The 11,886-nt window shown below is 35.3% G+C and carries 7 protein-coding genes; 4 read left to right on the top strand and 3 right to left on the bottom strand.

The genetic code is table 11. The features are described from left to right. Positions 1–10: 10 nt before the first annotated feature. Entirely contained in the window at positions 11–2,746 is a 2,736-nt protein-coding gene (locus JI747_RS01280) for a SusC/RagA family TonB-linked outer membrane protein (RefSeq protein WP_225685709.1), read from the bottom strand. Positions 2,747–3,079: 333 nt separating this feature from the next. Between JI747_RS01280 and metG the strand changes: the two genes are divergently transcribed. Further along, complete coding sequence (gene metG, locus JI747_RS01275) at positions 3,080–5,119, top strand: methionine--tRNA ligase (RefSeq protein WP_225685708.1); 2,040 nt, start codon at positions 3,080–3,082, stop codon at positions 5,117–5,119. A gap of 221 nt (positions 5,120–5,340) precedes the next feature. Further along, entirely contained in the window at positions 5,341–5,817 is a 477-nt protein-coding gene (locus JI747_RS01270; protein ID WP_225685707.1) for a hypothetical protein, read from the top strand. Between the two features lie 62 nt (positions 5,818–5,879). Here JI747_RS01270 and JI747_RS01265 read toward each other — a convergent pair whose 3' ends face one another. Then, positions 5,880–6,584: a class I SAM-dependent methyltransferase gene (locus JI747_RS01265; RefSeq protein WP_225685705.1), complete on the bottom strand. Its 705-nt coding sequence runs from the start codon at positions 6,582–6,584 to the stop codon at positions 5,880–5,882. 203 nt (positions 6,585–6,787) lie between these two features. Between JI747_RS01265 and JI747_RS01260 the strand changes: the two genes are divergently transcribed. Further along, on the top strand, positions 6,788–7,927 hold the full coding sequence (locus JI747_RS01260) for a vWA domain-containing protein (RefSeq protein WP_225685703.1): 1,140 nt from the start codon (positions 6,788–6,790) through the stop codon (positions 7,925–7,927). 118 nt (positions 7,928–8,045) lie between these two features. After that, positions 8,046–9,500 carry a sigma 54-interacting transcriptional regulator gene (locus JI747_RS01255; protein WP_225685701.1) on the top strand — a complete coding sequence of 485 codons (1,455 nt, stop codon included), beginning with the start codon at positions 8,046–8,048 and terminating at the stop codon, positions 9,498–9,500. Between the two features lie 67 nt (positions 9,501–9,567). Here the strand turns inward: JI747_RS01255 and JI747_RS01250 are convergent, their stop codons facing one another. Then, positions 9,568–11,781 carry a TonB-dependent receptor gene (locus JI747_RS01250; protein WP_225685700.1) on the bottom strand — a complete coding sequence of 738 codons (2,214 nt, stop codon included), beginning with the start codon at positions 11,779–11,781 and terminating at the stop codon, positions 9,568–9,570. Positions 11,782–11,886 lie beyond the last annotated feature (105 nt).

The following is an 11,886-nucleotide window of genomic DNA, read 5'->3' as shown; positions in this document are numbered from 1 at the left end:
GTTTTTCTATTTAAAATTGAAAATTAAGTCCCAAAGAATATACTTTTGGCATTTGGTAATATCCATTGTCTATGTTACCAAATATTTCAGGGTCAACTCCTGAGTATTTTGTAATAACAAATACATTCTGAAGCATTCCATAAACTTTCAGGCTACTTCCTTTACTGAATACATCTTTGAAATTGTATCCTAAACTCACATTATCCAATCTGAAGAATGATGCATTTTCAATGAATAAATCAGAGAAATATCTAGGCAATGAAAATTGATATTGTGGTGTTGAAGAATATACATTCTGAAGATAACTATTGGTAGAAGCAGACTGTAATGAGCTGTTAGAAGCAGCATTATTATAAACGTAATTTCCTAAAACAGCTCTTGCACTTAACCCGAAATCCCAGTTTTTGTAATTTACTTTTGTATTGAAACCTAAAATGGCATCAGGCTGAGTAGATTTGTAATAATACATATCACTTGCATTGACAACTCCATCTCCATTTCTGTCTACAAATACTCCATCCAGAGGTTTTCCATTGTTATCATATACTTGCTGATAAACTAGGAAAGAATAAGGTTGATATCCAACTGCATGAGCCTGAATTTTATTTCCAACACCTCCAGTGATATCTCCTACTGGAATAAAGAATGAATCATTCGCTGCACTTACGAGATTGGTTACTTTAGAATTATAATGTGTTGCATTGAAAGATACTTCCCAAGTTGTACGTTCGTTCTTTATAGGTACAAAAGTGATAGATCCTTCAATACCTTTAGTATCCATACTACCAACATTTAAGATATTATGATTACTCAAATCTCCAGCAGCAATAGGTGAATCTACCAACAGTTTTTCTGCTTTTTTCTTAAATACGTCAATGGCTCCATAAATTCTGTTTTTCGCAAAACCATAATCAATACCTAAATTTTGTGTTGTTGTTATTTCCCAAGTCAAATTAGGATTATAAATATCTGGTCTTAGCATATAATAATACTGAGAACCGAATTGGTACTGCGCACCAGGAACACTCGGACTATATGAAGCAAATGAAGGATAGTAGTTATCTCCCAATTCATTATTTCCTGTTTTCCCCCATCCCGCTCTTAATTTTAAAGTATTAAGTCCTGAATTCTTAAGAAACTCTTCTTCGTTAATTTTCCAAGCAACAGAGACTCCCGGGAAATTTCCCCAAAGATTATCTCTTGTACTGTTATAAAATCTAGAGGAACCATCTCTCCTTACTGATCCTGAGATAATATATTTATTAGCTATAGTAAATATTGCTCTCACATAAAATGAAAGCAAAACTAGTTTTCTATCAACAGCATTCACTTGTCCTGCTGTTTGTCCATTTCCTTGATTGGTAACGACAAGAGGCGCAGTGGTGTGAAAATCCTGATAAGCATAACCAGCTGTCAAATCAACATTTGTTTTTAAGCTTGTTATGTTTTTTGTATAATTAAAATAAGTTTCCAATAACTTATTTTTCTTTTCCATTGAATATGGCCTGTATGAACCTAAAACCCCTATTCCAGATTTGTAAGCAGGGTCAATTGTAGTCGCTCCTTCTCCTTTTGAATAATCATATCCTGCGTTCACATTAAAATGTAAATCAGGTAAAAAATGGAGTTTATAATCTAACTGTACATTTCCAAGTGCTCTCCAAACAGAAGATACATCTCTTACCGCATTTAACTGAGCCACAGGATTTGCAGTTGCATTAACGTTTAACCCAGTATTAGAAGCCGAATCTAGCCATTCGTAATATCCACCATAATTAGAATTTCCTGAATATACGGGTTGAGTAGGATCAAAATAAGTAGCATTGGCGATCACTCCTCCTGCAGGAAAACGATTGTCAGTAAATGTTCCTTTAGCATTAACATTAACACTTAAGTGGTTATCAAAAAATTTAGGATTTAAATTTATTGCTGCTGATGTTCTGCGGAAAGAATTGGTCTTTACAATACCATTTTGCTCGTTGTAACCTAATGATACTCTATACGGTAAACCTTTAACACCTCCAGAGAAAGAAACGTTATTATCTGTCCCCCAAGCTTTTTGATAGATCTGATCCTGCCAATTTGTATTTGCCGAACCTAATCTGGCAACATAGCTTGGTACTGCATTTTGAGTTACAAAAGATCTAAATGCATCAGCATCTAAAACATCTACATTTCCCATTTTCGTAGACACAGAAGCTAACGTCGAAAAATTCACTTTCAATTTACCGGAAGTTCCCTGCTTTGTCGTTATTAGAATCACCCCATTTGAAGCCCTGTTACCGTAGATTGCAGTAGCAGAAGCATCTTTTAAAATATCAAATGTTTGAATATCATTGGGGTTAATTAGGGAAAGAGGATCAGAAGCCCCACTTATTCCGCTGAAATCTTGAGGTACACCGTCAATTACTATCAATGGTGACTGAGACCCACTCAAAGATCCAATACCACGAATTCTGATAGAAGTTCCAGCTCCTGGTGCACCACTATTTCCGACAATGGAAACTCCGGGAGTTTTTCCCTGAATCAACTGTCCGGGTGAAGTAGCTCCACCATTAAAATCTTTTGCACTGATGGAAGAGATTGATCCGGTTACATCCGTCTTCTTCTGCTTACCATACCCGATCAGAACAACCTCCTCTATCTTCTTCTCTTTGGTTATAGAGTCTTTGGTCTGCGCGTGAATCATTGAACTAGCCAATAAAAATGCAGGCGCAATTTTTAATACTGTTGTAAAGTTTTTCACAATCATATTCTTTATATAGTTTCGTTTTATAGTTTCCTGGCATAAAACCAGACTTGCAATTTATAAAAATTTTATAATTATCATAAAATTAACAAAAAATTAAAATAAAATTATTTATATTAAACACCTTAAAAAAGTTAAAATCCTTAAATACAATTCATTAAACGATAATATGCAACACATAATACATTTTAGACAACAATAAAAAGTTAAACAAACGTTTAACAAAATATCCCAAATTCACATCTATTTAATGTATCTTGCTATAAAAAACAGGACAGATATTAGTTTTCAGAGATAATCAGTATCTTTGCATCTAAACTTTACTATTAAATGTCAAACAGAAAGATGATTACGGCAGCTTTGCCTTATGCAAACGGACCGGTTCATATAGGACATTTGGCAGGTGTCTATATTCCTGCGGATGTTTACGCAAGATTTCAGAGAAGATTAGGAAAAGATGTAGCGTTTATCTGTGGATCAGATGAACATGGTATTCCTATTACAATAAGAGCTAAAAAAGAAGGAGTGACTCCTCAGGATATCGTTGATAAATACCATGAGATTATTAAAAAATCGTTCGCCGATTTAGGTATTTCTTTCGATGAATATTCGAGAACAACTTCTAAAAATCACTACGAAACAAGTCAGGATTTCTTTAAAGTTCTTTATGAAAAAGGGAAGTTCACTGAAGAAATGTCTGAGCAGTATTTTGATGAACAAGCTGGAGAGTTCTTGGCAGACCGATATATTGTTGGAACCTGTCCTAATTGCGGAAATGAAAATGCATATGGAGATCAGTGTGAAAAATGTGGTTCCACCCTTTCTCCATCAGAATTGATCAATCCGAAATCAATGCTAAGCGGAAATGTTCCTATTTTAAAAGAAACAAAAAACTGGTATTTACCTTTAAATGAATATGAAGACTTCCTGAACGAATGGATTATCGAAGGTCATAAAGATGACTGGAAACCCAACGTTTACGGACAGGTTAAATCTTGGCTGAACGACGGCTTAAAACCTCGTGCCATGACCAGAGATCTAAACTGGGGAGTTCCTGTCCCGCTTCCGGGTGCTGAAGGAAAAGTACTTTACGTATGGTTTGATGCACCAATCGGTTACATTTCTTTCACCAAAGAATGGGCTGAGAAAAACGGAAAAGACTGGAAAGATTACTGGCAAAGCGAAAATTCTGATTTAGTTCACTTTATAGGAAAAGATAATATTGTATTCCACTGTATTATTTTCCCAAGTATGATGAAAGCTCACGGAGATTACATCATGCCGAAGAATGTTCCTGCTTTTGAATTCCTGAATCTTGAAAATGATAAAATTTCAACCTCAAGAAACTGGGCGGTTTGGGCACACGAATATGTTGAAGATTTCCCGGGACAAGAGGATGTTTTAAGATATGCTCTTCTTTCATCTGCTCCGGAAACAAAAGATAATAACTTTACTTGGAAAGATTTCCAGACCAAGAATAATTCTGAATTAGCAAATATCTTTGGAAATTTCATCAATCGTGTTGCAGTTTTAATTAATAAAAATTTCGAAGGAAAAGTTCCGGAAGGAGATATAAATGCACCTGAATTAGAAGAAATTAGCAAAAGAGCGAGCGAAATTAGAAACTTCTTAGAAAATTATGAGTTCAGAAATGCACTTACAGCATTTATGAATCTTGCGAGATTTGGAAATGGTTATCTTCAAAATGAAGAGCCTTGGAAAACAGTTAAAACTGATATTGAAAAAACTAAAAACACCTTGTTTATTGGTGCTCAAATTTCAGTTGCCTTAGCAAATTTAGCTGAACCATTCCTTCCTTTTACAGCTCAAAAATTGTATAAAATCTTTAATGTAGAACAAAAAAATTGGACTGAAATTGAAACTTCAAAAGTTTTAATTGAAGCTGGTCATCAAATAATGGCTAACGCTCCAATATTATTCTCTCAAATTGCAGATGATGTCATCGAAGCTCAAATCCAAAAACTGGAAGACACAAAACAAAACAATAAAAAAACAAATCCTAACGCAAATCCTATGAAAGACGAAATCACTTTTGATGATTTTACAAAAATCGACTTGAGAACAGCAACAATTTTAGAAGCTGAAAAAGTAGAAAAAGCTGATAAATTACTGAAACTGACTGTTGATACAGGTGTTGATGTAAGAACTGTTGTTTCAGGAATTGCAGAAAGCTTCACCCCTGAAGAAGTGGTTGGAAAGCAGGTTATGATTTTATTAAACCTTGCTCCAAGAAAGATCAGAGGAATTGAATCTCAGGGAATGTTGTTATTGACAACAAAACCGGACGGAAAATTATCTTTCGTTACTCCGGACGACAACAACGTTGAAAATGGTATTGAGATCGGATAATTCTTATCTTTATCATTATAATATAAACACCTGAAAATATTTTTCAGGTGTTTTCGTTTTTAATATCTAAGAAGATAAAGTGTTTCTTGTTTTTAAGAATCAATAAGTATTAAATATATTTCTTGTTAATTGTTTATCTTTAAGCAGGAAAAAATTTGATAAAAACAGGATCTTCCAAAAGAAAAACATTGAATATTCTATTAAATTCTTAAATTTGGCTAATGCAAAAGTATCTTTATCTCATCATCATATCATTTTCTCTTATCAGCTGTTATACTTATCAGGTAAAAAAGCAACCCGATGCACCAATTGATCCTAAGCAAGAATCAAGAAACAGAACAGCTCCTTCTACGGCTAACAATATTCCTAATCAGGCAAAAGTTGCAGTAGCTGAATCTAAAAATCAGAATGCATCACAAACACCCGTTCCTATTAATGTTCAGGAGAAACTTGCACCCAATAAAAATTATAAAATTGATGTTGATGGTAAATCTTATAAGATCATTGTTGACCGTTGGGAAAGAGACAGTCTGATTGCGCATCCTGTTCGTAGTCCTAAAATAGTTTTGAAATTCCATAAGAACCAGATCGATAGCGAAAAAATTGCTGAAAAACGTTTTTCACAACCCATTGCAGATATCATCACGGTTCTCGTTTACGCAGGTATTGGTGTTGGAATTTGGGCTCTTCTGCAATAATTTTTAAAAATTTTGCTGTATTTATAGAGAATTGATATTGTATTTATCGTCAAAAAAAATTTCTATTTTTTAATCAGTTTGGCTAAATAAGAATCCTCGTCCTGTACAACTTTCTCAATTGTAAATCCATTATTTTCTGCTGCATTTTTTAATGTATTAAAATCAAGATACAGCCATTTGATAGGATCTTCCGATTCTCCTTTATAATGAACCGTATAATCCAGTTCACCATAATATCCTTCTGCAGGAATGTACACTCCTCCATCTTCATCACGGTCAAACATATAGAGAATATCGGTACTGTCAATCAGAATCTGCCCTTTTTCATTTAATAAAGAATAAAGCTTTTTAAGATAGATATCTATCACATTAAGACTTTGAAAAATCCCTGTTCCGTTCATTAATAACAGAATCGTATCAAAAGTTTCTCCTTCAAAGTGAAGCATATTTTCTGCAACCGTTTTTTGAATTCCTCTCAATTGACAAACCTCAATAGATTTTGGTGAAATATCCAGTGCCGTAACATCAAGATTTCTTTCATTTTGAAGGTATAAAGAATGTGAACCCGCTCCGGCTCCGATATCCAAGGTTTTTCCTTTCGATAACTTCAAAGCTTTCTGTTCGATATCATTCATTTCTTCAAAATCTCTGAAAAGATAGTCCACCGGAAGTTCATCCAGTTCGGAAATTGAAGTTTCTGTCTGTAAATCTTTCGGATCTTCATTATGATAGTAATCCCAGATAGCGCGTCCCATTAAGTCTTTCATAGCTGTAAATATGGGTGCAAAGATACTATGTTCTAAAAAGAAACTAAAAAAATATATTCCAATTTGAAAACTTTCTCTCTATTTTCAACTTCAAAAATTATTTCAAATATTTTATAAGTATGATTAACATTTTCTATTTTTCAAGCACCATTCTTCTTACAATATTTTCCTAACTTGTCTGTTTTAAATACAAGAACAACCTCATGACAAATAAAAATAATAATGTTCATCAGGGTTTTACTTTCAGTAAGCATGTTCCGGAGGAAATTTCCAATTTCGACAGGGTTTTCGATGTATTCAGAGATTTGCTCATCCACACTTCCGGCGATCTTGAGGAAGCTTTTGAATGGCTCGATATGCTCGACAGAGAATACAATATTTTCGATGATGAATATACCCGTGAAGATTTTGAAGAAGATCTGAAAAAACGTGGCTATATCAAAGCTGAAGATCCTGAAGACGGCAATTCCGGAACAGGAGCAGGTAAAAATGTACTGACTGCCAAACTGGAAGCTGCATTGCGTGAATATGCCCTGGATCAGATTTTTGGAAAGCTCCAGAAAAGCGGCGTAGGAAATCACCGTACCCGCAAAACCGGAATCGGAGATGAACGTGATGGTGAGCACCGGAATTTCCAATATGGAGATGATTTATCGGCAGTAAATATGACCGAAAGTCTGAAAAACGCTCAGATCAACAACGGAATTTCTGATCTCAGAATGACTGAAGACGACCTCATCGTGGAAGAAACCAAACACAAAGCTCAGATGAGTACGGTTTTGATGATAGACATCAGTCACTCTATGATTTTATATGGTGAAGACAGAATTACTCCTGCCAAAAAAGTAGCCATGGCTTTAGTAGAATTAATCAAAAGAAAATATCCGAAAGATTCTATTGATATTATTGTTTTCGGGAATGAAGCATGGCCCATCAAAATTAAAGATCTTCCTTATTTACAGGTTGGTCCATATCATACCAATACTGTTGCAGGATTAGAACTGGCGATGGATATTCTCCGCAGAAAAAGAAATACCAATAAACAGATCTTCATGATTACTGATGGAAAACCAAGCTGTCTGAAATTACCGAATGGGGAATATTACATGAACAGTGTAGGACTCGATGAAAGAATTGTTTCGGAATGCCTTCATAAAGCAGCACAGGCAAGAAAACTGAAAATCCCGATCACCACCTTTATGATTGCCCAGGATCCTTATCTCCGAAAATTTGTAGAAATCTTTACGGCTCAAAACAAAGGAAAGGCTTTCCTAACCGGACTTTCAGGATTAGGACAGATGATTTTTGAAGATTACGAGAAGAATAGGATTAAAAGGATTTAAAAAGAGCCAAGGAAAAAGGAAAAAGTTAAATGTCTTTACAACTAAAATAAAGCAGTTAGTTAAACCTAAGTAAGATGTTAAATTAATACTGCTATATAAAACATATATCATTAAACAAATGAAAAACGATACAACATTTAAAGAATTAAAAAATTCAGGATATACAGATAAAACCATCAATCAGGAAATTCAGGCTAATCTGATTGCTAAGATCAAAGCTAAAGAACCTGTTTTTGAAGGACTTTACGGTTATGAAGACACTGTGATTCCGCAATTGAAAAAAGCGATTCTGGCAGGTCATCACATTAATCTTTTAGGATTGCGAGGACAGGCAAAAACAAGAATTGCAAGAAGTATGGTCAATCTTTTGGATGAATACATGCCGATTGTAAAAGGCTCTGAAATTAACGACAGTCCGTTTCAGCCGATTTCAAAATATGCGAGAGACCTGATTGCAGAATTTGGTGATGAAACACCGATTTCGTGGGTTCACCGTTCAGACCGTTTTTTTGAAAAACTAGCAACTCCTGATGTAAATATTGCAGATTTAATCGGAGACATCGATCCTATTAAAGCAGCAACTTTAAAATTACCTTATTCCGATGAGCGTGTTTTACACTACGGAATGATTCCAAGAGCCAACCGTTCTATTTTTGTTCTGAATGAATTACCCGATCTGCAGGCCAGAATTCAGGTTTCTTTGTTCAATATTTTACAGGAAGGTGATATTCAGATCAGAGGTTTTCAATTGAGAATGCCTTTGGATATTCAGTTTGTATTTACGGCAAACCCTGAAGATTATACCAACAGAGGAAGTATTGTAACGCCTTTAAAAGACAGAATCGGTTCGCAGATTTTTACTCATTACCCGAAAAGTGTTGAACTTGCCAAACAGATTACTGAGCAGGAAGCTTTGATTTCTCCAGAAGATCGTGAGAAAATCCAGATCTCTGATTTGGCGAAAAACCTTTTGGAAGAAGTCGCTTTCGTTGCAAGAGACAGCGAATATGTGGATGCTAAAAGCGGAGTAAGTGCAAGATTGACGATCAGTGCTATGGAAAATCTTTTCGCTGCGGCTAAATTGCGTCTTTTGGAAACCGGTTCAGAAAAAACAAATATCCGTCTTTTAGATTTTATGTCTATTATTCCTTCTATCACCGGAAAAATTGAATTGGTGTATGAAGGAGAACAGGAAGGAGCAGATCATGTTGCCAAAATTCTGATCGATCAAGCGATTATGAGATTGTTTGAGGATATCTTCCCACGTATTTCAAAACTGGAAAAAGAGGGAATTAAAACCTCTTACACGGATTTAATTAAGTGGTTTTCGAAGAATCAGCTTGAGTTAAATTATGCCGATACGGATGAAGAATTCTATGCTAAACTGGATAAGATACAGCCACTCACAACGGTGGTGAAAGAAAACGCTTCCGAACTGAGCAAAGAAGATCAAAATTTCTGCAAAGAACTTATTTTATGGGCTTTAACGATTAGCAAGAAATTAGACAAATCTGAGAATCATGCAGATTATACTTTTGATTCAGCGGATGTGAGACAGTATTTCCGTAATTAAGAATTACCTGATCAACTTATAAAAAACAGACTTCCTGATTAAGAAGTCTGTTTTTGTTTTTATAGAATTAAAACTCGAAAGTGTAGGAAAGATTATAGGTTCTTCCTCTTCCTTTATAATTAAACAGTTCAGGAAGTCCGTATGAAGAATACAGCACCTGAGAACGTTTACTCCAGATCGTCTGATAATCTGTATTGAAGATATTCTGAATTCCTAAATTGAATTTCCCCCAATTGAATCGGTAACCTGCCATCAAATCGGATGTATTATACCCATCAATTTCATTATTAATATCATCCTTCAATTTGAAGTTTTGCAGTGACTGGAATCTGAATGACCAGTTTTTGACATTATATCCGATATACGTCACCAGCTTTGATGGAGAGGCATTATAAATTTCCTGTTTTTGCCATTCCCCTTTGTTATCAACCTGAGACTGGATCAATAATCCGCTGGCTCCGAAATATACACCGTTATTCATGCTGTAAGAAATCTCTGCTTCAATTCCCATATTTCTTAATTTCAGATCATTAACCAAAATCTGGAACGTGGTTCTGTCTACAGTAATATTCTTATCTGAAGTACTTAAGAATCCGGCAACCTGACCTCTCAAGCCGCCTTTACTGATACGGTATCCCACTTCAAACTGATTGGTTTTAATAGCCTGTAAAGGTTGTTCTTTTACATTAATACTTGAAGTAACATCCCAGTTTCCTGTACCTGCATTCAAGGCATAGACTCCGATTCCGTAATATTTTGAAGGGTCTGCCAAACTTACCCCTTGTGAGAAAGTTCCCCAAACCTGATGTTGCTCATTAAATTTATACAGTAATCCCGCATTGGCAAGAGTCACATTATAAGAACTTTTTCCTCCCGGAATGGCAGAAGCTGATGTTCCGTATCCCATGGCAACCTGAGTCTGCTGCTGTGATCCAATGAAATCATCTACTCTTACATTCATATTCTGATATCTTACCCCTCCATTAAGCTGCAATTTTGGAAGAATATTATATTTTGCCTGAACATACCCTGCATAACTTTCCGAATGGTTGGTAGGATATCTTCCCAAGCTGTATTTGGTTTCGTTGATTAATCCACCGCTTGACATTGTTTTAGCAATATCATATACTGACTGGTTTCCTTCAAATTTCTCCAAGTCTACGTCTACTCCATAGGTTACATTCAATCCTCTCCAAGATTTTGATAATAAAGCTTTTAAACCTGAATAAAAAGTATTTTGTTGAGAAGAAGACATATAAGAGGTCGTAGCCGGTAATTTTACCGTTCCGGGAAACGGATAGAAACCTAATTTTTCTCCTCTCGTTGCCAACTGAACATATAAATCCTGACCGCCTAAAATGTTATTTCCATTATAGGTTAAAGTTCCCATATAACGTTCCGTTCCAATATTTTTGTCTGAAGAAAAACCGTCTCTCATTTCCAGCAGACTTGCATTTTTCGTAGTAAAAGCGGCAAGGTTCTCCCCTAAATATAAACTTCGGTCACCATTAAATTTAGAATTATAATACTGAACAGAGGCCGTAATTTTATGATTGTTATTAAACTTATACCCTCCTGTTGCCAAGATATCCAATGACTGGTTGTATTGAAGGTCTGTCTGTGTAATATCCGTAAGAACCTGTTTCTGATCAGCTCCATACACTCCACCGTTTTGCTGATAGGCAATTCCTAATCTCACGAAAAGTTTCTCCCCTTTTGCTGCAATAGATTGTGCTGCACGGAAATCATGGTCATCGCTTCCCATAAATCCGGTACGGACTCCCACTTCTGTTTCGCCGCTAATTCCTTTTTTAGCAGGAGCTTTTGTTATAATATTAATAATTCCTCCCGTTGCGTTTCCTCCATAAATAGAGCTTGCACCGGAAAGCACTTCAATTCTTTCAATATTAAAAGGATCAATCGCATCAAGCTGTCTGCTGATGGTACGGATACTGTTCAATGATACCCCATCAATCATGATTAAAGCAGAACGTCCTCTCATATTTTGTCCATAATTGGTTCTTCCCTGTGGACCGATATCCATACTCGGAATTAAAATAGACAACATTTCTTTAATGGGAACCCCACTCTTCACCTGCTCCTGAATTTTTTCTTTCTGAACAACCCAAACCGTACCGGGAATCTCTGAGATTTTCGTAGGTTTTCTTGAAGCCACAATAACTACATCCTCAATACTTTTAGAGTTGATAGAATCTGTGGTCGTTTGAGAAAATACAGCTCCTGAAACCAGTAAAGCGGCAACAACATAATGCTTTTTCATTCTTTTCGATTAAAATAGTATAAAATATTTTCAAAAATAATTTTTATTACTTCTAAATAAAAACAAACTAATATGAAATCTTTCATATAATTAAATAAATGTTTA

Origin of the sequence: Chryseobacterium tagetis (assembly GCF_016735585.2) — a bacterium.
Classification (GTDB): domain Bacteria; phylum Bacteroidota; class Bacteroidia; order Flavobacteriales; family Weeksellaceae; genus Chryseobacterium; species Chryseobacterium tagetis.
Note: the sequence above shows the minus strand (reverse complement) of the source record. Positions and strands in the feature narration are given on the sequence as shown.

Coding starts and splice junctions, on each gene's coding strand:
- metG (WP_225685708.1), top strand. CDS start 3,080: ATGTCAAACAGAAAGATGATTACGGCAGCTTTGCCTTATGCAAACGGA.
- JI747_RS01270 (WP_225685707.1), top strand. CDS start 5,341: ATGCAAAAGTATCTTTATCTCATCATCATATCATTTTCTCTTATCAGC.
- JI747_RS01265 (WP_225685705.1), bottom strand. CDS start 6,584: ATGAAAGACTTAATGGGACGCGCTATCTGGGATTACTATCATAATGAA.
- JI747_RS01260 (WP_225685703.1), top strand. CDS start 6,788: ATGACAAATAAAAATAATAATGTTCATCAGGGTTTTACTTTCAGTAAG.
- JI747_RS01255 (WP_225685701.1), top strand. CDS start 8,046: ATGAAAAACGATACAACATTTAAAGAATTAAAAAATTCAGGATATACA.
- JI747_RS01250 (WP_225685700.1), bottom strand. CDS start 11,781: ATGAAAAAGCATTATGTTGTTGCCGCTTTACTGGTTTCAGGAGCTGTA.